Raw genomic sequence first — 22506 nt, 5'->3', positions numbered from 1 at the left:
GTTGGGTGAAGAGCACCTATTTTACTGTTTTTGTTCAACTGTATGAGCCTGCCCTGTTAGCCGACCACAAAATGCAAACATCACAAAAAAATTGTATAAAAAAATGTTTTTACATGGGAGTTCAAAAAGGGAATCAACATTATTATTTAATGGAACGTTTCTTTAAAGAATTTAGCTTCTGATGAATTTGACTTAGCCTTTTTTCTTCTCCTGATTCTTTTGGTTCATAGTAAACAGCGCTCTTTAATTCGGCTGGTAAATACTCTTGATTGACCCAACCGCTTGGATAATTATGAGGATATAAATACTCTTGACCATGACCTAGCTTCGCAGCCCCTTGATAGTGAGCATCTCTCAAATGCATAGGTATATCACCCGTTTTTCCTTTTCGAACATCATCAATCGCCTTGTCTAATGCTTTGTAGGCTGAGTTACTTTTTGCAGATAAGCATAATTCAATGGTAATGACAGACAATGGGATACGTCCTTCAGGCAAACCCAAACGCTCAACAGATTCTAGTGCGGATAATACTCTTGCACATAATTCGGGATTTGCCAAGCCAATATCTTCGTAGGCAGTCACCAAAATACGTCTGCAAATCGAAATAAGGTCTCCGCCTTCTAATAACCGGGCTAGATAATGAAGGGCTGCGTCTACATCGCTCCCTCTGATGCTTTTTTGAAGACTTGATAATAAATTGTAGTAAATGTCGCCTTTTTTATCATGAGAAAAACCTTTATTCCCTATGCATTGCTTTACCGTCTCTTCTGTTACAATTGTATTGTTTTTTTCGTCTTTTTCAGAGGCCCATACGATATCCTCTAGCAAATTTAGAGCTGAACGACCGTCCCCTGTTGTTTGAGCAATTAATTTAAGAGACTCATCCGATATATGAATGTTCATCTTTCCTAAGCCATCAACACTGTTCTCTAATGCTCTTTTTAGCAATGTAAGAATAGCTGACGAAGGTAAGGGTTTAAGCTGTTTAATTTGTCCGGTTCTAGAAAGAATAGCCCCTCTAACGCTATGGTATGGATTTTCTGTAGTGGCACTAATAAGCGTAAAGACTCCTTCTTCAAGAGCTTTGAGAAGGGAGTCTTGCTGAGTTTTATTTAACAAGTGAATCTCATCAATAAAAAGAATAGCATTGCGTGTTAATCTTGCTTCTTCAATAACATCTTCTATATCTTTTTTTCCTGCCGTTGTAGCATTCAAAGCATAAAAATCTTTTTTGGTCGAACCTGCTATTGCAAAGGCAAGAGAGGTTTTTCCTGTTCCTGGTGGTCCGTATAAAAGCATAGATGGAACATGTCCATTTTGAATCATACGATAAAGAGCAGTATTAGGTCCTATGATATCTTCTTGACCTACTATCTCATCAACGCTTTTAGGCCGCATACGATGAGATAAGGGTTCGGTTTGAAACACATGAAAAACTCCTTTCAAAATACTAAAGCAAAATTCATAAATAAATTTTTCACTAATAGGCTAATCACCTTTATTAAAAACAATATAAAAGAGAAGCACTGAGAATTCCAATGGATTGCTTTAATCTGTGCTTCGTTTTAGAAAAGGGAACCAGAAAGCTGATAGAAATAAAGGATAATTTCGAATGGAGAAAACACACTCATAAACACTTGGAATTGCTGCATGAACGGGTCGAACTGTTCAGCGGGAACACCTGTGTAATGCCAAGGATATACTTGAACCTCTGACTGCATCATATCGGCCTGGAGCAGTATGTAGACAGGACGCTAGAGAGGAGCAAAGGAGTATTAAATGCGATATTAGAAGAAAAAGAACGTTCAATCTGCCAGTTTTGTGCAGAATTTTATGCACAAATCTAGTCTGTTCCGAGAGAGGAAATATCGGAAAATCAGCGTTGCATAAAATTCTGTATAAAAGTTTTAGTGAAAATCGCTGAAAACATGGTAAGAAAGGATATTCAGGAGGAGGAGTGACTTTTGACTTTGAGTGTTATATCAACTCTTTCTGTAAATATTATTCATTTTTAAATATCGTAATGGGCATGCCATTTTCATAATGTTCGTAGAGCACATCCCAGGCCGTATCAACAATCTTTCTGATTTCTTTTCCAAAATGAGTAAAAATGAATACAAATGCCTCGTCGTCTTCCAATAGTTTCCCTTCTGGTCCTTCAAAAAAAAGGAGTTCATAGGATACATCAATACCACCTTCAAACCCATCGATTCCGAAACCTCGGACATCGAAATTTACATTCAAAACTCCGGTACATTCGCTGGTGTTGCGAAATTCAAATGTTAATGAATAAGAAGCAATGTAATCATCCCATGTTTCTTTTTGATATCTTTGTAGGTCATCAGTCAAACAAATTTTTAAGTTCGTCATACTTTTTCTCCTGTTCGCTATACGTATGGAATTTGGTCTTTAGGAAGATTCAAGGAATACGGCAACGGTTTGCTGTCCTCAAAGGTCTCTGATTATCTTCTTATATCCTTCATCTGTTATGCCGTGGAGGTTTTCCGTATTGTCTCCTTGGTATAGTTAATTTCAGCATTCTTCTTCACGTTCTTCGATAAATTGAACATACTTTTGGACGGTGGGTGCATCCAGATTTGTCTCCTCAACTATTTGAGGGATGGTTTTTCCTTGTTCGTAACGTGGATAAATTATCGAAAACATTTCTACTGCTTCTGAATAAACTTTCTTATCATGCTCTCGCTGAAACTTGCCGAATGGTCCGCTGTATCTGCTTTCTTCTTCCTCAATTCTGTCAATAAGCTTAACAATTGCTTGAACGGTTGATTCGTCCATCTCGGTCTCTTCAACAATTCGAGGAATTTTTCTTCCGCGTAGATATAGCCGTGCGACCAAAATAGTCTGCTTTCTTACTTCGTATGTTATTTTTCTGATAAGGGCATCGTCAATTCCTTGATAATCGTTGATATCCATCTCTAGTCCCCCCATGTTTATTATCTTGATTTAGTTGCAAACTGACGGAGAAGCACAGATATTGTTTCTCTATTATAACGCCTCTAATTAAAATAATATATTCTTATAGATAAGCTTCGTAAGAAGCCGTAAATACCTCAAAATTTTAACTTCAACAGAGTATTTCGACCATTATTTGAGCTGGTTCCAATTCTTAGACGTTATTCAATATTCGAATGACAATACAACTGTAAGTAAAATGATTATCGCTAGCTGTCTATTATTAACGGAAGCGGCCTATGATAGCCCTAGATTATCGGGATTTTCCAATTGGGGAATTTACCAAAATTAGCAAGAGTATGGAGGGATTAGATTGGATAAAAAGACTGAGAAAATAATTGTAAAATCATTTTTCACAAAAAGTCTCCAAGACAGGGTTTTGTTTGAATTGTCTTCGGCTAAAAAACACAAAGATGTCTAAGACGTCTTTGTCATTCCTATAGAACAATTCTTCGTGAAGAGTATGTGTTTGACATTCCAAAACCAAATTTAGACTCCGTAGAAATAGCAAGGTTGTTAAAACAAAATGGTGCTGGAGACCGCTGTTATATAATTTCCTGGGATGAAGAAATTGATGGCAAGGAGTTGTCATTATTAACTGCCTTAGAATACGCTGTTGGGATGGGAATGCCGTCAATAGTTTCCTGTATATCAGATAAACTCGCGTATTTCGAAGCTGAACAAGAAGTTCTTCCTTCACCAAGGTTTTTATTAAAAAGGTAGCAGTAGATAAGGTAATACACAAAATAGGACTTCTAATTTTGGGATTCTATTGTTTGATAAAATATCAACCTTAATCTTTAACGGAGCCAAATAAAAAAATATCCCACCTAGTCAATTGTTTGAGATAGGTGGGGTTTTATTAAAAATCAATATCATCCAAGACACTTTTTTGTTTAATTTTTGATGAACTAAGATGTAAAATTCTATCTTCCACACTTGTACTTTCGGATGCTAAGCTGCGGCTTTTTAGCGTGTTTATTCTATCAAATGTTTCAATAGGGTTTTCAGATAACATACTTGTTAGTAATTCTTCCACGATAGGTGTTCGCGTTTTTCCAACTGTCAATAAATTAGTTAATGGGATTTCTTTGCTCATACTTAGTTCCATCCATTGGAATAGTGTTTCTTGATAGGAGTTAGCATTGTCTTTATACTGACTACTCTTTGATTTTTCTTTTTTCAAAAGTTCTCTAACTTCAATTAATTCTTTTTCTAACCTTTTACATTTTTTGATATATTGTTGTAACTTTATTTCATTTATCTTTAAAGCGCCAATTAATTTCTCTTTATCGCTCTTTTTTCCAGTAAAGAATTTATTAACTGTATCTTTAGTATTGACTAGGGATTCATCTTCCTCAATTTCGCTAAGAATATCGTGTTTCATCACTTGATTTGCTTTGTCAATGGCTGTTCTGCCTTCACCTTTTCTCCAGAAAAACTCCCCAATATTATGGTCGATTTCCTTATTATTAAATAATTCTTTAGAAAAACGATACATATCCATATATCTTATTTTTCCAGTTGTTTTTTGTTCTTTGGCATAACGATAGATGATATTTTGTATAAGGTCTGGAGGGAATTCTTTTTTTGGTCTACCTCTTTTATTAGCCATAATTACTCGACACCTTTTAGCATAATTGATAGATTAGTAGAAAAATTGAGCGCTTTATGCATTTTTTCATCTAATTGCTTCTTTGAAATAAATAAGTCTTTATTAATTTGAGGATGCCACTCTGCAAAATCTATTTCAACCGCTTCCTTTAAGATGATGCTGTATAAATTGCTCATTGTCTTAACTAACTGTCCAATTTCATTCTTGCTTTGCTGTAATTCTTTATCAATTTCTTTTCTTTTCAGTAAATACTCTTCTTGGCTTATTCTCCAATGGTCACAAAAATAACATTTGCTTACATAGCAATGCATATTCGGGTCAGTGCAGTATCCAATTTCTACATCTATTTTTACTGGCTCATTATTACTTTTTAAGACTTTCTCTCTTATAAATTCATCATCAAGATGATAACTATGGTTGCCAGTTGAGTAATCATTGTTCTTATTTATTTTTTTTTGAAAGTTAAGGCGGTGCATTAGTTGAAGAGTTTCCACATCAATCCAATATTCTGTGTGCTGCTGATAGTGATACTGAGCTTGTAGAGATGTATGACCACCTAGACGGGCAATTTCAACAGGATGATATCCTTGCCGCATTAAATTTAGAAAAGCGAAGTGACGAGTATCCCCAAGGCGTATTCTTTGCATATAGTCCATTTCATATTCTTTTTCAATTACTTGATTATAAAATTCCTCTAAAAGAAAATGGAGGTTATTATAGCGAAACCTATTTTCAAAATGTATTTTTCCTTTGGTTGCTTTTTTACTTTTGATAGAGGGATAAGAGATAAGCGTTTCTGTAGTGCCAAATGAATCAGTGCTCAGAATGTAATCTTGTAATTGTGCATAAAGCTCTTGGGGAATAGCTATTTTATCAACAATTTGTACTTTATGAGAATTGTTTTTCTGTTTTATCCTGGGTAATTTAATATAATATCTATTGTTTTCTTCACTTAAGGTATCTCTTTTAATAGCGCAAAATTCAGAAGGCCTCATTGGAATTAAAGTACTTAACGACCACCAAATAAATATGGGATAGTATTTAAAATAAAAATTGTTTTTCTTATTATTTTTTTTAAAAGAATCTTCAAGGACCCAGGAAAAAGTTAAAACATCGTGTGGAGAGGGAAGTTGCCGAACCATCCCGCTGACTTTTTCCATGTTTATAGATTCTTTTACATCTAAGAGCATTTTTTGATACGACAGTCCAGAATTAATTTCTGCAAAAAAGTCGATAAAGTTTAATATAGGAACACATAAATTCCAGCGTGTTCTATCATCACATTCATGGGTTAGGTAAAGCTGAGTCTTTTCCAAATATTCTTCATTGAAAATTTGGGAAATAGATAAGAACAACTCTACATATTTATAATATTTAAGAACCGATTCAATCGAACGGTAAGGAAGTAAAGTAGCAATCCAACACTTTAAAGAGAGGACGATGAGCTCATCATCTGCTTTCAAAAAAGTCAACTTTTTTCTTATATCTTTGAAATTAAAGTAGACTTCTGTATAACGAGTATCACAAATGAAGCGCCACTCATCACTATCGAGGTCACCTTTGATTAAAAGCTTCTTTTCTCTCTGCTCAGCTAATATCTCATTAGCTTGTTGACTGATGTCTTCTACATTAAATTGAAAATCATTAAATATTTCAATCGGTTCTTGTTCTGATTTCTTTTTTATCATCGACTTTTTGAACTCCTTGCTTAATATTTGGAATTGTTACATATTCTTTCATGCTTGGCAGTAAGGACAGCTCTTGCTTAACACTCTCTAACCCATTTTCAAAAAAAGGAGAGACAGATTCCTTTCCAAATTTTTTAACTGCAATGCTAATCAAATGAAGGTAGCTATACAAGTTATTTGCTAGCCGGATTTTCTCGCCATTTTTACTGGTTAAATTAAATTTTGTTTTAAATTCGTTTAGCATTAAATAAAATTCTTCGCCTAACTGTGATAAAGCATGGAAATGGGGGATTACAAAAGGACATTTCTCACAGTCTCTCAAAGGAAACCGACATTCTTGATACAGGCATTGAAACCCATCTTTTTTAGCCGGTTGCTGCCCGAGCTTTATTAAATCAAGCAGTTCCTGTCTTTTTTCTAAGGAAAAGCCTTCTAGTACACAGCGTACAATATGTTGTTCTTCCGCCAAACGGTTTAAATAGTGAGCCATTTGTTCAATTTGATAAACGTCGCCAAATACTTTTTTAACTATTAGAGAATATTGTGTTCTATTTTTTCTATCAGTTGGGGCTTCAGGTAATAGCATTTCACTCAAAGTGTCATATATATAACCAAAGTGGCCTAAATCAAAAAGTTGGTCGGTAATAAAATCTAATTGTTCTTGTGGGATATCAATATAAATATTCGTTGTTTCCTCGCTAACGTGACTGCGTACATGTTTTGTTACTTCTAATGGATTCCGGTGTGTTTTCTTTTTAATAACACTATAGATATAACTTATTAGGGTACGATTCATTTTTCTTGACTGAAAATTAAAATCTGAGTCAAGTTCTTCGAAGAAAGCCTTTTTTTGATTTTCTTTGAAAATGTGGTTCTTTGTTTCGGTTCCAAAATTAATTAACGTTTCAGCTAATGGTTGGCATATACGGCAACGTAACTCGCATAATATTAAAGAATGAACCAAAGCCTGTTTTAGCTCTTTTGAACAAAAAAAATGACGTTTTTTCTTGGTTTTAGAGTGAATAAATGACATAGCTCTTACTTGAGCAATAATAGCCTCGATTTCGTTCTCATTTAATGTGTTGTTATCTAGCCAATCTAATGCTTTATTAGGCTCCATTTCGTCAATTCTCGTTTGCTTTAAATTAATACGAGGGAAAATGGTAATGTCGTAATGTCTCCAAGCATTAGTAAGATGAAGCAGTATATAAAGCCAAGCTGAATCTCTAGATGCGTGGTTAGCTCCTTTGATTTGTGAATTAATATCTTCAATAGCTCTTTTTTTATGGTATTGAATATCTTTTGAAAATTCTAATAAACGAATATACTCGTCAATAGAGTAGATTACTTTTTCTTTTGAAACACTGATTGTTTTCTTATAAATGTTTTTAAGCCGGTTAAAATTATAATTAATTGATAAGCCGGCTTTAGTACGGCTCTGAAAAATAGACTTTAAAAATTTATACATTTCCAATTGAATAGACCAATTCACGTTCGAGTTAAATACTGCTAAGTTTAATTCTCTGTCAGTATAATCATATATTTCTTTTAGGTTTGTTAATTCTTTTAAAAGGTGTGTTGTATTAAAAAAAATTCTTGCGTCTTTCTTTATTGATTTATCGGACGCTGTGCTCTTAGCAGCTTTTCGATGTATATATTTGAACCAATACTCTTTAGTTCTTTCAGAATTTTCACTAAATTGAACGTTTGTTTCATTAAGTAAAGTTTTTAGGATATGAAACGCATTATTGGAATTGGATTGATGGATAAGGTTTTCTATGACTTTTTCTCTTTGTCTTTCTTTAAGAAGCAAAAGAACATCTTCTTTTAAATAGATTTTTTGACGACCAGTTCGAAAATTAATGTTGTCTCGAATTACATAAAGGAGCGGGGGAACATAAATTGTCTTTAATCTATTTTGGTAATGTTTTTGGCGAAATCCTGAATAAGTTATATCTAATAAGTTAACAACTTCTTTGGCTGTTAGATAATCATTACGTATTTGTTTCCATAATTCATTTTGTTTCGCGATAAGCAACTCTACATCTTCTTTTGTGAAGTAGGTTAAAGGAGAATTGTTTTCTGTTAAGGGAATAATGTTATATGCCTTTGCTGCCTTGTCTAAACTAGAAGCAGTTATCCCCAAGATTTTCGCTGTTTGTTCTTTTGTAATGTAATGAGCCTTTGTTTTTTCCAGTAGAAACGATTTCCAATCTTTTTTATTAATGTACCTAAACTCTGAATAAGATTTACTGAATTTGATGATATCTTTTGTGTATTTCTTCATCCACTCTTGTTGAAAGGTGGCTAGGGTAACACCAGCTTCATTTGCAGCATCTACCCATGAAATATGCTCATTTATAAATCGTTGTATTTCATTTTTTAGAATGAATACATTAGAATACTGGATTTTATGGTCTAGCAAGATAGTTTTTAGATAACCATCATTATGTAATTTCAAAAATTTTTCCTCGTGAACGTGTTGATATAAGTAATTAGTTTGTTTATCATAACCAAACTCTTTTAAGGCCTCGGGAACAGTATAAAAATTCTTTTTTAATTCTTCATATGATAACTGGTATTTAGCTAGAGAATAGAGAGAGTATAGTAACCGTCCATTAACTTCTTTTTTTAAAATTATTCCTTCATCGCCTAAGCGCTTGATAAATTTAATTCCAAAGTAACCTAGTAATTCAGGATTTTCTGTTTTAATTCTATTCCTTGTTTTATAAAGATTTTTATAATGCTCCAATTCAATTATACGCTTTTGGTATCCTTCAGTATGCTGAACAGCTTCCTCTATAGAAATAGGTTTTAGTTGCATTCTTTTCAATCTCCTAAGCTAAATTTTGCTGTGATTTTTTTGTCAATTGTTGCCTGTTGATTTTCTGCAGCCATTCGAATATCATCTATAGCTTCTTGAGTTAGTTTCACGGCGTTTTTTTCTTCTACATAGCTCATTACCGAGCTTAAATTTTTATCACCTCTTGCTATTGCTATTTCTGGAATACTGGCATCCATTTCAAGAAGAAAATTCGTGAAAATACCTCTTCCAATGTGTGTAGACCATCTTTTATCTGTAAGGAATAGGTAATCATCTATTCGTTTTTCCTTGCTTAAGCTTTTCAGAAACATTGATTTTACCTTGTTAAATTGTTCTTTGTAAGTTTTTCCTGACATTGCTTCACCTGTTCTTTTTGTAATAAATAGTGCGTCATTGTTTTTAATAATATTTCGGTTTTCCAATCTTTTTAAAAACAGCTTATGTTCCTTATAAACTTGAGAAAGAAGAGGGTTAGTAAGGAGGGCCTGATTGCGAGGTCTCTTTACCCCTTCATGCTGAAGATTGTTTTTACCCTTAAATAATTGTTGGTGTCTTTCTCTGACTTGTAGAATAAATTTGTTTTCACCAAATCCCTTATCATCCCAATAATAGGGTGAAGTTATTGCGTCTTTAGTCAAATTCACAACTTCTCCAGTCCTCAACCCTCCAAAAAACTGAAAGCAAACGCCCAGTACAATGTCTGGAGAAACATCTTGAGCTACTTTAATAAATTTCTCCACAAGTTCATTTCGATTTTCACCAAAATCCACTAATTTCTCTGGAAGCTTTTCGTTTCTTCCTGGATAGATGGTTCCTAGCTCCAAATCATCAAATGGGGAGCCCTCTTCTACACTTATCTGCTCCTCAATAATATGGTTAGCAGCCAACCACAGATAAAAGCTTAATATGTATTTCTCTATCCGATATACATATTCTGAAGAAAGTTCTTCTTGTCTCGCTCTTAGGGATAAGAAAGTTATGTATTGAGCAGCATGAGCACGCTTTAAGCCAAAGAGGCCCTTAGTGCTTAGTATTTGGAATTCAATGTTGCCATTTTCAGTTTGTTCTCTTACGAAATTCAAAAACTTTGTGAGCTCAGATGCTGCATTCCTTTGTGAACTTAAAGATTTTGATTTACTTCTATACTTTCCTCTTATGAAGTTGGTAAGAGGGGAAGGGAAAACTTTCCCTGTTATTTCATCTTTTATTCCAATGCCAATTGCTTTCTCACTAAAAGTCTTTCCGTTTATGTAGTGGTATGTATTGTACTCTTTCACTACAAATTTGTAATTCGTAACCAGCAATCTAGTCAACTCCGGTCTCTTAGGGTTTATGTTCAATTCACAATTAGCGTAGCAAAACTTTGGTTTGTAAACAACACCTTTTTTACCTGAAATATCTTTTTATGGATAAAAATTTTATATTTTACTATATAAGGATTGAACTACATAAAAACATATATTTTTAGTTAATTATTAATATCGTTATACAAAGTTTTTATTCTGAAAAATATATTTTTTTCTTCATTATTATTAGTGCTTTTTTTAAAAAGCAAAATTTCATTCTCTATAGTAGAAACGTTTCTGCTGGATACTGTATTTGAGAATAAAAAAATCCCTTCTTTAATGAAGGGATTAACTGGGCATACTTTATAAGCGTGTTATTTTGAACCAGATAACATATTTAAACCAGATACCGTTATACAAGTACTTCATCTAAAAGCAAAATGACAGTTCCGGACATTTTCGCTTCCGCTGCGATAATTTCCATATCTTTTTTGTTGCTGGTCACGGCATTGAGCATGCGAAACGCATACTGTGTGGTGCCTGCAATGGCACTTGCAATCGACGTTTTGCCAGTTCCCGGCGGGCCGTATAAAATCATCGAAGACAGTTTTTTAGCTTCTGTCATCCGCCTGATGATTCTGCCTTCACCTGTTAAGTGTTCCTGGCCGGCTACCTCATCAATCGTGCGCGGTCTCATTCGGTAGGCGAGCGGCTTCATATGAATCCCTCTTTCTCATTTGGTAGATTCACTTTATCATATCCCGAGTATTCCGGCATGTTTTTTGTTCCTATAAAGTGATATACTATACGGATAATTGGATTAAAGAAGAAATGAGGCACAAATAAATGAGAATCTCAACCAAAGGAAGATACGGACTGACGATTATGATTGAACTGGCCAAACGTCACGGCGAAGGACCGACTTCCCTTCGTGTGATTGCCGGGGCTCATGATTTATCGGAACACTACCTTGAGCAGTTGATTGCGCCGCTTCGCAATGCAGGTTTTGTTCGCAGTATCCGCGGTGCTTACGGCGGATATGTATTGGGACACGAGCCGCAGGACATTACAGCAGGTGATATTATCCGGGTACTGGAAGGACCGATTACGCTTGTTGAAGGAATTGAAGAAGAAGAACCGGCTAAACGGGAGCTTTGGATCCGGATTAGCGAAGCGATCAAGGGTGTGCTAGAGAATACAACACTCGATGACCTGGCAAACCACACTGTAACTGGTGAATCTGATGCATATATGTTTTATATTTAACGGGGTGTCAATATGGAGCGAATTTATTTAGATCATGCAGCGACATCGCCGGTTCATCCAGAAGCGGCCGCAGTGATGGCAGGCATTTTAACTGAGACTTATGGAAACCCATCTAGCATTCATTCGTTTGGCCGGGAATCGCGCCGGGTAGTCGATGAAGCAAGAACGGTTATTGCTGGCACCATTCGAGCTGGATTTAATGATATCATTTTTACAGGAAGCGGCACAGAAGCAGACAATATGGCCATTTTTGGTACAGCACGTGCTAAAGGGGCGGGTCACATTATTACAACCGTTATTGAACATCACGCGGTTTTGCATGCATGCGAGGAGCTTGAAAAAGAAGGCTTTGATGTAACATATTTACCCGTAAATGAAGCGGGCGTAATATCGGTTTCGGCAGTAGAAGCGGCTCTGCGCGACGACACCATTCTTGTTTCTGTTATGTACGGTAATAACGAAACAGGGGCGGTCCAGCCGATTGAGGAGATCGGCCGCTTACTTGCCGGCCACCCTGCTCTTTTTCACACAGATGCGGTACAGGCATATGGCATTTTACCCATTGATGTAAAAAAGTTAAACGTTGATTTTCTCGCCGTATCAGGGCACAAAATCAACGGACCAAAAGGGATTGGCGCTCTTTACATCAAACCGGGCACTGTTATTGCTCCGCTTTTGTACGGAGGTGAACAGGAACGGAAACGCCGTGCAGGAACAGAAAACACAGCGGCCATTGCTGGTATGGCGAAAGCGGCTGAAATCGCAGAGAAAACGCGGGAAGAGCGAGCAGTCCGTTACCTGGAAATGAAACAGCGTTTTATCGAAACACTTGCCGAGCAGGGGGTTTCGTTTGTTGTAAACAGTAAAGTTGAACAATCGCTTCCGCATGTGCTAAACTTATTTTTTCCCAAAACAGATGTAGAAGCATTTTTAGTGAACCTCGATATGGCCGGTATTGCAGCATCAAGCGGGTCAGCTTGTACAGCCGGTTCGATTGAGCCGTCGCATGTGTTGACGGCCATGTTTGGAGAGGATTCACCTAAACTTCGCTCATCAATCCGATTCAGCTTTGGGTTTAACAATACAATGAAACAAATTGAACAAGCCGCGCTAGAAACCGCGAAAATCGCGAGGCGGCTTCAATAGAAAGAGGATGAAGCAATGAAAGCACCGAAAGACACCCGTGTTGTCGTCGGTATGTCAGGAGGCGTTGATTCTTCAGTAGCAGCGCTTTTATTAAAACAACAAGGGTATGACGTTGTCGGCATTTTTATGAAAAACTGGGATGATACAGATGAATTTGGTGTATGCACTGCTACTGAAGATTATGACGACGTGATCCGTGTCTGCAACCAAATTGGCATTCCTTATTATGCAGTGAATTTTGAAAAACAGTACTGGGACAAAGTATTTACCTACTTTTTGGATGAATATAAAGCGGGCCGGACGCCGAATCCGGATGTTATGTGCAACAAAGAAATTAAATTCAAAGCCTTTCTTGACCATGCGATGAAGCTGGGCGCTGATTACCTGGCAACCGGCCATTACGCCCGTATTGACCGTTCTGGCGATGAAGTGAAAATGCTTCGTGGTGTAGACAACAATAAGGATCAAACATACTTTTTAAATCAGCTGTCTCAAAGCCAGCTGGAAAAAGTCATGTTCCCGATTGGGGAGCTTGAGAAAAAACGGGTGCGGGAATTGGCGGCAGAAGCAGGGCTTGCAACGGCTGCAAAAAAAGATTCAACGGGTATCTGCTTTATCGGCGAGCGAAATTTCAAAGAATTTCTAGGCCAGTACCTTCCGGCTCAGCCGGGGGATATGGTGACATTTGACGGCCGCAAAATGGGCCGTCATGATGGGCTCATGTACTACACAATCGGACAGCGTCATGGTCTTGGTATTGGCGGCAGTGGCGAACCGTGGTTTGTCGGCGGCAAAAACTTAGAAACAAACGAGCTGTATGTTGTACAGGGCTTTCACCATGAATCGCTTTATTCTGATTCACTCGAAGCCGTACAAGTTGGGTTCACTACAAATGAACCGATGCCAGAAACGTTCCATTGCACCGCGAAATTCCGTTACCGTCAGGCGGATACAGGTGTAACGGTTACACAAACGGGTAACGGCACAGCGCGAATCGTTTTTGATGAGCCAGTTCGTGCCATTACACCGGGTCAGGCGGTTGTACTGTATGACGGAGATGTTTGTCTTGGCGGCGGAACAATCGATAAAGTATATAAAGAAAACAAACAGCTCGATTATGTCGGCTGAATGCAGTCCGCTCCTCTCTACGTGGAGCGGTTTTCTTTGTTATAATAAAGAAAAAATGGGAGGCTTCATATGGATAAAAATCAGCAGGGTATTGAATTGTTGCAGGAAGGAAAATGGGAGGAAGCACTAAAGCTTTTTACCGAGCAAATTGAAGAAAAGCCAGAAGATCCGGCTGCTTATATTAATTTCGGCCACGTGCTGGCAGAAATGAACGATGCGGAACGGGCGTTGAAATTTTATCAAAAAGCGGTTGAAGTCGCTCCTGATTCGAGTGCAGCCCAATATGCACTTGGCTCTTTTTGTTTTACAAATGAGCGTTTTGAAGAAGCAGCACAGCGTTTTGAGAGAGCAATTCGGAGTGGAATGGAGGAAGCGGATGCTTACTTTATGCTGGGCCTGTCTTTTTTATATTTAGATCAAACCGTTATGGCGCTGCCCTATTTAATGCGTGCAGTAGAGCTGGACGGAGAAGATGTCGAAGCGCGTTTTCAGTTTGCGCTGGCACTTGCGAAAACAGAGCAATACGAAGAAGCGGAAAAAAATCTGCAGCAAGTCGTAAAACAGGACCCGGATCATGCCGATGCTTTTTATAATCTTGGTGTTTTATATGCAGGCCATTATGAAGAAGCCGAAAAAGCAGCCGAGTTTTTTGATCGGGCGTTAGAGATTCAGCCGGACCATATGCTGGCGGGCTACGGGAAAAAAATGCTGGAAAAAACGGAATAAAAAGAGGTGGTCAGCACCGTGCAGGAAAAACGGGATTTATTTACAGAAGGAGAGCAGTTTTTAAAAGGCCGGCATATCGTGACGATTTTTCGGAATAACGAAAACTTTTATACTGTTCTTCGCGTCCGCGTGGCTGAAACGGATGGCACATACGATGAAAAAGAAGCAGTAGTAACCGGGTACTTTCCTGCGGTTCATGAGCATGAAATGTACGAATTTCGCGGCCACTTCAAAGACCATCCGAAGTTTGGCCGGCAGTTTATTGCCCGCACTGCCCAAAAAGAAATGCCGCAGACGAAGCAGGGGCTTGTGGCTTATTTATCTGGGGACTTGTTTAAAGGCATCGGCAAAAAAACGGCCGAGTCGATTGTGGAGACGCTGGGGGAGCAGGCTATATCTAAAATTATTGCGGACAAAAGCTGCCTGCAGCAGGTTCCGCGTTTGCCGGCTGAAAAAGCAGAAGTGTTATACGATACGCTGATGAAGCATCAAGGACTCGAGCAAATCATGGTTGCATTGAATGAATTCGGCTTTGGCCCGCAGCTGTCCATGAAAATTTACCAAATGTACTATGAGGAGTCATTAAACGCCATTCAGGAAAATCCATATCGGCTCGTAGAAGACATTGAAGGGATCGGTTTTATCCGGGCCGATGAAATTGGTGCTCAAATTGGCATTAGTGGAGGGCATCCTGACCGGTTGAAGGCGGCCATTTTATACTCACTTGAACAGCAGTGTCTTCAAGATGGACACTGCTATATAGAAGCGGAAGATCTGTTGAAAAACGTTAAGGAGCTGCTTGATAAAAGTGCAAACGGCACAGCTGAATTTGAAGCGATTGCCAAACGGCTGATTGAGCTTGAGGAAGAAGGCAAGGTGGCGGGAGAAGAGCAGCGGGTTTATATGCCGTCTCTTTATTTTTCAGAAAAAGGGATGGTCACAAATGTGCAGCGGATAATGAAGCAGGAGTCTCACTCGTTTCCTGAGTCGGAGTTTTTGCTTGCGCTCGGTGAACTCGAAGACCGGACAGGCATTTCCTATGCACCCTCTCAAAAGGAAGCCATTCAAACCGCTCTCACCTCACCGGTCATGATTTTAACTGGCGGTCCTGGAACGGGAAAAACAACAGTCATTAAAGGGATAGTAGAGTTGTATGGTGAACTTCATGGCTTATCTCTGGACTCAAAAACATACGATAAAGACAATCCTTTCCCCATTAAGCTTTGTGCACCGACAGGCCGCGCAGCAAAGCGAATGATGGAATCTACCGGTCTTCCTGCTGTGACCATCCACCGACTTCTTGGATTTAACGGACAGGAAGATCCAGAAGAAGAAGGCAATGCAATTGGAGGACGTCTTCTTATTGTAGATGAAACATCAATGGTAGATATATGGCTCGCCCATCAGCTGTTTAAAGCGGTGCCGGATGATATGCAGGTAATATTGGTAGGGGATGAAGATCAGCTGCCATCAGTTGGGCCGGGCCAGGTGTTAAAAGACATGCTGGCATCCGGCGCGATTCCATCCGTGCGGCTGACTGATATCTATCGCCAGGAAGAAGGCTCTTCCATCATCAGCCTGGCGCACAGCATAAAAGACGGCGTGGTCCCAGATACGCTGACAAATCCACAGAAAGACCGCTCCTTTATCCGCTGTGGAACCGGACAAATTGCTGATGCGATTGAGAAAGTCGTCAAAAATGCGGCGGGAAAAGGATATGAGCCGCGCGATATTCAAGTGCTGGCACCTATGTACAAAGGACCTGCCGGAATCGATAAATTAAATGAGGTTTTGCAGCAGGTGCTGAATCCGAATGAAGATGGCCGGCGGAAGGAACTCGCGTTTGGCCCCGTTACCTATCGAATTGGCGACAAGGTGCTGCAGCTTGTCAACCAGCCGGAACAAAATGTATTCAATGGTGACATTGGCGAGATTGTGTCTATCTTTTATGCCAAGGAAAACACAGAAAAAGAAGACATGGTTATTGTTTCATACGAAGGCAATGAAGTAACCTATACACGCAATGATTTAAATCAAATTACACATGCGTTTTGCTGTTCGATCCATAAATCGCAGGGAAGTGAATTTCCAATTGTCATATTACCGGTCGTTAAAAGCTATTATCGCATGCTGCGCCGAAACCTGCTGTACACCGCCATTACAAGAAGTCGTCAGTTTTTAATCTTGTGTGGCGAGGAGGAAGCGTTTCGAATCGGCATTGCCCGTAACGATGACCTGGTACGGAAAACAGGTCTTGCAGAGCGTCTTTCCGGGAAAGAAACACTCGATAAAGGTGCGGGAGAGCTGACAGAAGATACATGGATGTCGATTGATCCGATGATCGGTATGGAAAACGTTACTCCATTTGACTTTATGGTGGTATAAGAATCTGTTTTTGCGGACATACTGATGGCAAAAACAGGAGGGATCATCGTGCAATCATGTCCGAACTGTGGAAGCCGGGAAGTAGGTCGTATCGGTTCTGATCATTATTACTGTCATGACTGCTGTGTAGAAATGTCTGAGCTTGAAGGCGGCCTTGTGATTCACCAGGTAGAAGAAGATGGGACACTCGTTCAAATTGATGACTGGTCTTGAGTCATTGACAAATGTCCTATTCCTTTTTATAATTCGGGTATATGAATTGTGACAAATCGAAGAAGGACAGGAGTACATCATAGCCCATCCAAAGAGAGAAATATTCATGGCTGAGAAATATTTCGGATGAAGAATGATGGAAAGCTGGGTCCTGAGTGCAGCAAACACTGCCGTATGCCGCGTTAAGGCGTTTTGAGAGGCCGATTTCTTTTATGAAATTAGCAATCAGGGTGGTACCGCGAACAAGCTTCGTCCCTGTTAGGGGATGGGGCTTTTTTTGCTGTCTTTTTTCGGTTGCATACATACGATAAGGAGGATTTTAATCATGAAAACATTAACTGGAGCGGAGATTCGCCGCCTCTATTTAGACTTTTTCCAGGAAAAAGGGCACCGTGTTGAGCCAAGTGCACCGCTTGTACCGATTGATGATGCAAGCTTGCTCTGGATTAACAGCGGGGTAGCGACATTAAAAAAATACTTCGATGGACGTATTATTCCAGACAATCCACGTATTACGAACGCGCAAAAATCCATCCGCACAAATGATATTGAAAATGTCGGTAAAACAGCGCGTCACCACACATTTTTTGAAATGCTCGGAAACTTCTCAATCGGTGAATATTTTAAAACGGAAGCGATTCACTGGGCGTGGGAATTTCTGACGGATAAAAAATGGATCGGTTTTGATCCAGAAAAACTGTCTGTTACGATTCATCCAGAAGATGAGGAAGCGTATCTTATTTGGAAAAATGAAGTGGGTGTGCCCGATGAACGGATTATTCGTTTGGAGGGGAATTTCTGGGATATCGGTGAAGGTCCATCCGGTCCAAATACGGAAATCTTTTATGACCGTGGCGCCGAATATGGAGATGATGAAAACGATCCAGAACTTTATCCCGGCGGTGAAAATGACCGTTATTTAGAAGTATGGAATCTTGTATTCTCTGAATTTAACCATAATCCGGATGGCACGTATACGCCGCTTCCAAAGAAAAATATTGATACAGGTATGGGTCTTGAGCGGATGGCTTCTGTTGTCCAAAATGTGCCGACTAACTTTGATACGGATCTTTTTATGCCGATCATTCGCGAAACAGAGCGGATTTCAGGTGAACAATATGGAGTAGATGCTGAGAAAGACACAGCATTTAAAGTGATTGCTGACCATATCCGGACTGTAGCATTTGCGATTGGCGACGGAGCATTGCCTTCAAACGAAGGCCGCGGCTACGTACTTCGCCGTCTGCTTCGCCGTGCTGTACGCTATGCAAAACAAATTGGTATCAATCGTCCATTTATGTACGAGCTTGTACCGGTTGTTGGTGAGGTGATGAATGATTATTATCCGGAGGTAACAGAAAAAACGGCATTCATTCAAAAAGTCATTAAAAACGAAGAAGAGCGTTTCCATGAAACGCTAAATGAAGGACTGGCAATTCTTTCATCTGTTATCCAAAAAGCAAAAGCAGCAGGTTCCGATACAATTGACGGCGCAGATGTGTTCCGTTTGTACGATACGTATGGCTTCCCCGTTGAGCTGACGGAAGAATATGCTGAAGAAGAAGGCATGAAAGCAGACCATGATGGTTTTGAGCGTGAGATGCAGCAGCAGCGTGAACGTGCCCGTGCCGCCCGCCAGGATACTGATTCTATGCAGGTGCAGGGTGGCGTGCTGTCGTCTGTGAAAGAGGAAAGTACCTTCACATATGACCGGCTGACTGTAGAGACTACAGTAGCGGTTTTGATAAAGGACGGCGACCTGACTGATGAAGTCCATGAAGGCGAAGAAATTCAATTTATTTTAAAAGAAACACCGTTTTATGCGGAAAGCGGCGGTCAAATTGCCGATAAAGGAATTATAGAATCGGAAACAGTGCGCATCATAGTAAAAGACGTTCAAAAAGCGCCAAACGGCCAAAACATACACAATGCAGTGGTTGAAAGCGGAACATTGTCAGTCGGCAGTGCTGTTACGGCAAAGGTGGATGTGTTGTCACGCGGTAAAATTATTAAAAATCATACAGCTACACACTTAATGCACCAGGCATTAAAAGATGTGCTTGGCGCGCATGTAAACCAGGCGGGTTCTCTTGTTGAAACAGACCGCCTTCGTTTTGACTTTTCTCATTTCGGACAGGTAACAGCAGATGAGATTGCTCAGGTTGAAACGATCGTAAATGAAAAGATCTGGCAGGGCATCGCAGTGGAAACAGCATTTAAGCCGATTGCAGAAGCAAAAGCGATGGGAGCAATGGCCCTGTTCGGCGAGAAATACGGCGATATTGTCCGGGTTGTTTCAGTTGGCGATTACAGCCTTGAGCTTTGCGGCGGATGCCATGTTGTGAATACAGCGGAAATCGGTTTGTTTAAAGTTTTATCTGAGAGCGGCATCGGTGCAGGAACCCGTCGGATTGAAGCCGTGACAGGTGAAGGTGCATTCCGCTTCTTGAATGAGCAGGCAGCCATTTTAAAAGAAGCAGCAGCGAAGCTCAAATCCAATCCGAAAGATATTCTAACAAAAGCAGAGAGCCTGCAGGCAGAAATGCGCGAACTGCAGCGTGAAAATGAATCACTTTCAAAGAAATTGTCAAACATAGAAGCAGGCAGCCTCACGGATAACATTCAAACAGTCAATGGCGTGCAGCTTCTGGCAGCAAATGTACAGGCGGCTGATATGAATGCTCTTCGTACAATGGCAGATGAGTTAAAACAAAAAGTTACACCAGGTGTGATTGTACTGCTTGCCGAAGCAGACGGCAAAGTAAATGTTGTGACAGCTGTTACAGGCGACTTAACTCAAAAAGGCTTCCATGCTGGGAAACTGGTTAAAGAAGTAGCCGGATGTCTTGGCGGGGGCGGGGGCGGCCGTCCAGATATGGCGCAGGCAGGTGGAAAAGACCCATCGAAAATTGACGAAGCATTGCAAATTGCCGCAGACTGGGTTAAATCCATTTGAATATGTTGTCATTTGTTGTACAATGAAACATATCGTACAGAAGCGGATATCAAGAATCCGCCTGAAGTGAGGTGCTGACAGTGAGTTCTTTTGACAAGACGATGCGGTTCAACTTTCCTGAAGAGCCGTATGAGGAAAATGTAAGAGAAGTGCTGCTGAAAGTTCATGGCGCGCTGGAAGAAAAAGGGTACAATCCGATCAATCAAATTGTCGGCTATTTGCTTTCCGGAGACCCGGCTTATATTCCGCGTCACAATGATGCAAGGAATTTAATTCGCCGGCTTGAACGGGACGAAATTATTGAGGAACTTGTCAAAACGTACCTGAAGGAACAGCAGGAGGAACCTACATCATGAGAACAATGGGCCTTGACGCCGGCACAAAAACAATCGGCATTGCCATCAGCGATGCGTTTGGCTGGACAGCACAAGGCATTGAAACGATAAAGATTGATGAAGCGGCAGGCGAATTTGGTCTTGAACGGATCGGCGAGCTTGTGCAGGAGCATGAAGTGAGCAAATTTGTTGTCGGCTTTCCAAAAAACATGAATAATACAATAGGGCCACGAGGAGAAGCTGCAAAGATGTTTGCGGGTCTTTTAGAAGATTCCTTTGGCCTTCCGGTTGTACTCTGGGATGAGCGGCTGACAACCATGGCAGCAGAACGAGTGCTTATTGATGCGGATGTAAGCCGGAAAAAAAGAAAAAAAGTAATTGATAAAATGGCTGCGGTGATGATTCTACAAGGATATCTCGACAGTCAAAAATGATGAGGTGACCATTAATGGAACATGGTGAAAAGCAAATCACAGTAATTGACGAAAACGGTAATGAACAGCTTTGTGAAGTTTTGTTTACTTTTCACAACGATGAATTTGACAAATCCTACGTGCTTTATTTCCCGGTAGGTGCAGAAGAAGATGACAATGAAGAAATTGAAATTCACGCTTCTTCTTTCACACCAGGTGATGAAGGCGAAGATGGTGAGCTTCAGCCGATTGAATCAGATGAAGAGTGGGAAATGATCGAAGAAATGCTTAATACATTTCTTGATGACGAAGAACAAGAATAATGAGCAGGAACAGGCGGCAAAATAAGCGCCTGTTCTTTTTCTTTTAGGCATCATTCTTGTATACTATAAAAAGAAAATGGTGTCGAAAGGGGATTTTTATGTCGAATGATGTTTTTCTGCCGCCTTCAGGACGTAAAAGGCGGTTGAAAAGAGCGGTTTTAACAATGTTTTTTGTCCTTCTGCTGCTGGCAGCAGCACTGGCGGCTGGGGCTTACTATGTCTGGCAGAGCGCATCAGGTCCTGCTGATGCAGGAAATGATCAAAAAGTAGAAGTGTCGATTCCGCTTGGATCAAGCCTGTCTTCTATTTCGCAGATGCTGGAAGATAAAGGGATTGTAAAAAATGCGATGTTGTTTAAGTACTATGTAAAATACAAAGGCGAAGGTGATTTTCAGGCGGGAGAATATGTGTTGTCGCCTTCTATGACCCCTGACGCTATTATGGCCTCCTTAAAAGAAGGGAAAGTACTGGGAGAGGGCAGCTTAGCCATTCCGGAAGGCTATCAGCTGGTTCAGATCGCGGAGCTGATTGCCGCTCAAACAAACCGGGAAGCAGAAGATGTACTGGCTGTACTAAACAGTGAAGCCTTTATCAATAAAATGATGACAAATCATCCGTCACTTGTAACAAATGAAGTGATGAGTGAAAAAATCCGATATCCGCTTGAAGGATATTTGTATCCGGCGACATATGATGTTGAGGATCCGGAAAAGCCGGTTGAAGAGATTGCAGAAGAAATGATTGCCAAAATGGACGAAGTCATACAGGGTTATTCTGCACAGATTCAAGCATCAGGTATGACCGTTCACCAATTCTTAACATTTTCTTCGCTGGTAGAGGAAGAAGCAACAGGCAAAACAGACCGGAAAAAAATTGCCAGTGTGTTTTATAATCGAATGAAAGCTGATATGCCGCTGCAAACAGATCCGACAGTGCTGTATGCGAAAGGAGAGCATAAAGACCGGGTTCTATACGCAGACCTCGAGGTGGATTCTCCATATAATACGTACAAAGTAAAAGGCTTAACGCCCGGTCCGATTGGCAACAGTGGAATTGACTCGATGGAGGCCGTGCTGTCACCAGAGCAAACAGACTTCTTTTACTTCCTTGCTTCACCGGCAGGAGATGTATATTATTCGAAAACACTCGAAGAACACAATAAATTAAAAGCAAAATATATCACAAACGCTCAGTAAAAAAGCGCACATAGATTTTCCGCGCTTTTTAT

The 22506-nt window shown here is 39.8% G+C and carries 19 protein-coding genes, 1 pseudogene and 1 other annotated feature; of the genes and pseudogenes, 12 read left to right on the top strand and 8 right to left on the bottom strand.

What is annotated here, in order from left to right; translation table 11 throughout:
• Positions 1-142: 142 nt before the first annotated feature.
• The 3 genes from VP97_RS06865 to VP97_RS06855 form a co-directional block, all read right to left on the bottom strand.
• Positions 143-1429: a replication-associated recombination protein A gene (locus VP97_RS06865; RefSeq protein ID WP_245629852.1), complete on the bottom strand. Its 1287-nt coding sequence runs from the start codon at positions 1427-1429 to the stop codon at positions 143-145.
• Between the two features lie 573 nt (positions 1430-2002).
• The gene (locus VP97_RS06860) at positions 2003-2371 is read right to left on the bottom strand and encodes a hypothetical protein (protein ID WP_050180982.1); all 369 of its coding nucleotides are present in this window, start codon (positions 2369-2371) and stop codon (positions 2003-2005) included.
• Between the two features lie 162 nt (positions 2372-2533).
• The gene (locus VP97_RS06855) at positions 2534-2935 is read right to left on the bottom strand and encodes a hypothetical protein (protein ID WP_050180981.1); all 402 of its coding nucleotides are present in this window, start codon (positions 2933-2935) and stop codon (positions 2534-2536) included.
• Between the two features lie 504 nt (positions 2936-3439).
• On the opposite strand from VP97_RS06855, the gene VP97_RS24470 reads away from it, so the two are divergent.
• A complete protein-coding gene (locus tag VP97_RS24470) occupies positions 3440-3697 on the top strand; it encodes a hypothetical protein (RefSeq protein WP_245629851.1) in 258 nt (85 codons plus the stop codon).
• A gap of 139 nt (positions 3698-3836) precedes the next feature.
• Here the strand turns inward: VP97_RS24470 and VP97_RS06845 are convergent, their stop codons facing one another.
• The 5 genes and pseudogenes from VP97_RS06845 to VP97_RS06825 form a co-directional block, all read right to left on the bottom strand.
• On the bottom strand, positions 3837-4589 hold the full coding sequence (locus VP97_RS06845; RefSeq protein WP_050180980.1) for a hypothetical protein: 753 nt from the start codon (positions 4587-4589) through the stop codon (positions 3837-3839).
• A 2-nt stretch (positions 4590-4591) separates the two neighbouring features.
• Positions 4592-6277: a site-specific integrase gene (locus tag VP97_RS06840; protein ID WP_050180979.1), complete on the bottom strand. Its 1686-nt coding sequence runs from the start codon at positions 6275-6277 to the stop codon at positions 4592-4594.
• Positions 6243-9101 carry a hypothetical protein gene (locus VP97_RS06835; RefSeq protein WP_216594920.1) on the bottom strand — a complete coding sequence of 953 codons (2859 nt, stop codon included), beginning with the start codon at positions 9099-9101 and terminating at the stop codon, positions 6243-6245. Before VP97_RS06835 ends, VP97_RS06840 begins: the two co-directional genes overlap by 35 nt.
• 5 nt (positions 9102-9106) lie before the next feature.
• Positions 9107-10405: a site-specific integrase gene (locus VP97_RS06830; RefSeq protein WP_050180978.1), complete on the bottom strand. Its 1299-nt coding sequence runs from the start codon at positions 10403-10405 to the stop codon at positions 9107-9109.
• A gap of 403 nt (positions 10406-10808) precedes the next feature.
• Positions 10809-11111, bottom strand: a pseudogene (locus VP97_RS06825) (AAA family ATPase); the annotation flags it as partial.
• Positions 11112-11233: 122 nt separating this feature from the next.
• Between VP97_RS06825 and cymR the strand changes: the two are divergent.
• The 11 genes from cymR (at position 11234) to mltG (ending at position 22474) form a co-directional block, all read left to right on the top strand.
• Entirely contained in the window at positions 11234-11653 is a 420-nt protein-coding gene (gene cymR, locus VP97_RS06820; protein ID WP_050180976.1) for a cysteine metabolism transcriptional regulator CymR, read from the top strand.
• Between the two features lie 12 nt (positions 11654-11665).
• On the top strand, positions 11666-12799 hold the full coding sequence (locus VP97_RS06815; protein WP_050180975.1) for a cysteine desulfurase family protein: 1134 nt from the start codon (positions 11666-11668) through the stop codon (positions 12797-12799).
• 15 nt (positions 12800-12814) lie between these two features.
• Positions 12815-13927: a tRNA 2-thiouridine(34) synthase MnmA gene (gene mnmA / locus VP97_RS06810; protein ID WP_050180974.1), complete on the top strand. Its 1113-nt coding sequence runs from the start codon at positions 12815-12817 to the stop codon at positions 13925-13927.
• A gap of 69 nt (positions 13928-13996) precedes the next feature.
• Entirely contained in the window at positions 13997-14653 is a 657-nt protein-coding gene (locus VP97_RS06805) for a tetratricopeptide repeat protein (RefSeq protein WP_050180973.1), read from the top strand.
• Between the two features lie 18 nt (positions 14654-14671).
• Positions 14672-17038, top strand: coding sequence for an SF1B family DNA helicase RecD2 (gene recD2, locus VP97_RS06800; RefSeq protein WP_050180972.1), 2367 nt, complete (start codon positions 14672-14674; stop codon positions 17036-17038).
• A 48-nt stretch (positions 17039-17086) separates the two neighbouring features.
• Positions 17087-17251, top strand: coding sequence for a hypothetical protein (locus tag VP97_RS24195; RefSeq protein WP_245629850.1), 165 nt, complete (start codon positions 17087-17089; stop codon positions 17249-17251).
• Between the two features lie 50 nt (positions 17252-17301).
• Positions 17302-17511: a binding site (T-box leader), on the top strand.
• Between the two features lie 65 nt (positions 17512-17576).
• Positions 17577-20207 carry an alanine--tRNA ligase gene (alaS, locus tag VP97_RS06790; protein WP_050180970.1) on the top strand — a complete coding sequence of 877 codons (2631 nt, stop codon included), beginning with the start codon at positions 17577-17579 and terminating at the stop codon, positions 20205-20207.
• An 80-nt stretch (positions 20208-20287) separates the two neighbouring features.
• Positions 20288-20563 (top strand): IreB family regulatory phosphoprotein, encoded by a 276-nt coding sequence (locus VP97_RS06785; RefSeq protein ID WP_050180969.1) that lies wholly within the window; start codon positions 20288-20290, stop codon positions 20561-20563.
• Positions 20560-20976 carry a Holliday junction resolvase RuvX gene (ruvX, locus tag VP97_RS06780; RefSeq protein ID WP_050180968.1) on the top strand — a complete coding sequence of 139 codons (417 nt, stop codon included), beginning with the start codon at positions 20560-20562 and terminating at the stop codon, positions 20974-20976. Before VP97_RS06785 ends, ruvX begins: the two co-directional genes overlap by 4 nt.
• Before the next feature lie 14 nt (positions 20977-20990).
• A complete protein-coding gene (locus VP97_RS06775) occupies positions 20991-21278 on the top strand; it encodes a DUF1292 domain-containing protein (protein ID WP_050180967.1) in 288 nt (95 codons plus the stop codon).
• Between the two features lie 98 nt (positions 21279-21376).
• The gene (gene mltG, locus VP97_RS06770) at positions 21377-22474 is read left to right on the top strand and encodes an endolytic transglycosylase MltG (protein WP_050180966.1); all 1098 of its coding nucleotides are present in this window, start codon (positions 21377-21379) and stop codon (positions 22472-22474) included.
• Positions 22475-22506 lie beyond the last annotated feature (32 nt).

The sequence above is a fragment of the Domibacillus robiginosus genome (assembly GCF_000966195.1).
Lineage (GTDB): Bacteria > Bacillota > Bacilli > Bacillales > Domibacillaceae > Domibacillus > Domibacillus robiginosus.
Note: the sequence above shows the minus strand (reverse complement) of the source record. Positions and strands in the feature narration are given on the sequence as shown.

What these genes read in the sequence shown, in the direction of transcription:
- mnmA (WP_050180974.1), top strand. Translation starts at nt 12,815, where the DNA reads ATGAAAGCACCGAAAGACACCCGTGTTGTCGTCGGTATGTCAGGAGGC.
- VP97_RS06845 (WP_050180980.1), bottom strand. Translation starts at nt 4,589, where the DNA reads ATGGCTAATAAAAGAGGTAGACCAAAAAAAGAATTCCCTCCAGACCTT.
- VP97_RS06840 (WP_050180979.1), bottom strand. Translation starts at nt 6,277, where the DNA reads ATGATAAAAAAGAAATCAGAACAAGAACCGATTGAAATATTTAATGAT.
- VP97_RS06860 (WP_050180982.1), bottom strand. Translation starts at nt 2,371, where the DNA reads ATGACGAACTTAAAAATTTGTTTGACTGATGACCTACAAAGATATCAA.
- VP97_RS06775 (WP_050180967.1), top strand. Translation starts at nt 20,991, where the DNA reads ATGGAACATGGTGAAAAGCAAATCACAGTAATTGACGAAAACGGTAAT.
- VP97_RS06815 (WP_050180975.1), top strand. Translation starts at nt 11,666, where the DNA reads ATGGAGCGAATTTATTTAGATCATGCAGCGACATCGCCGGTTCATCCA.
- VP97_RS06805 (WP_050180973.1), top strand. Translation starts at nt 13,997, where the DNA reads ATGGATAAAAATCAGCAGGGTATTGAATTGTTGCAGGAAGGAAAATGG.
- alaS (WP_050180970.1), top strand. Translation starts at nt 17,577, where the DNA reads ATGAAAACATTAACTGGAGCGGAGATTCGCCGCCTCTATTTAGACTTT.
- cymR (WP_050180976.1), top strand. Translation starts at nt 11,234, where the DNA reads ATGAGAATCTCAACCAAAGGAAGATACGGACTGACGATTATGATTGAA.
- ruvX (WP_050180968.1), top strand. Translation starts at nt 20,560, where the DNA reads ATGAGAACAATGGGCCTTGACGCCGGCACAAAAACAATCGGCATTGCC.
- VP97_RS06835 (WP_216594920.1), bottom strand. Translation starts at nt 9,101, where the DNA reads ATGCAACTAAAACCTATTTCTATAGAGGAAGCTGTTCAGCATACTGAA.
- VP97_RS06855 (WP_050180981.1), bottom strand. Translation starts at nt 2,935, where the DNA reads ATGGATATCAACGATTATCAAGGAATTGACGATGCCCTTATCAGAAAA.
- mltG (WP_050180966.1), top strand. Translation starts at nt 21,377, where the DNA reads ATGTCGAATGATGTTTTTCTGCCGCCTTCAGGACGTAAAAGGCGGTTG.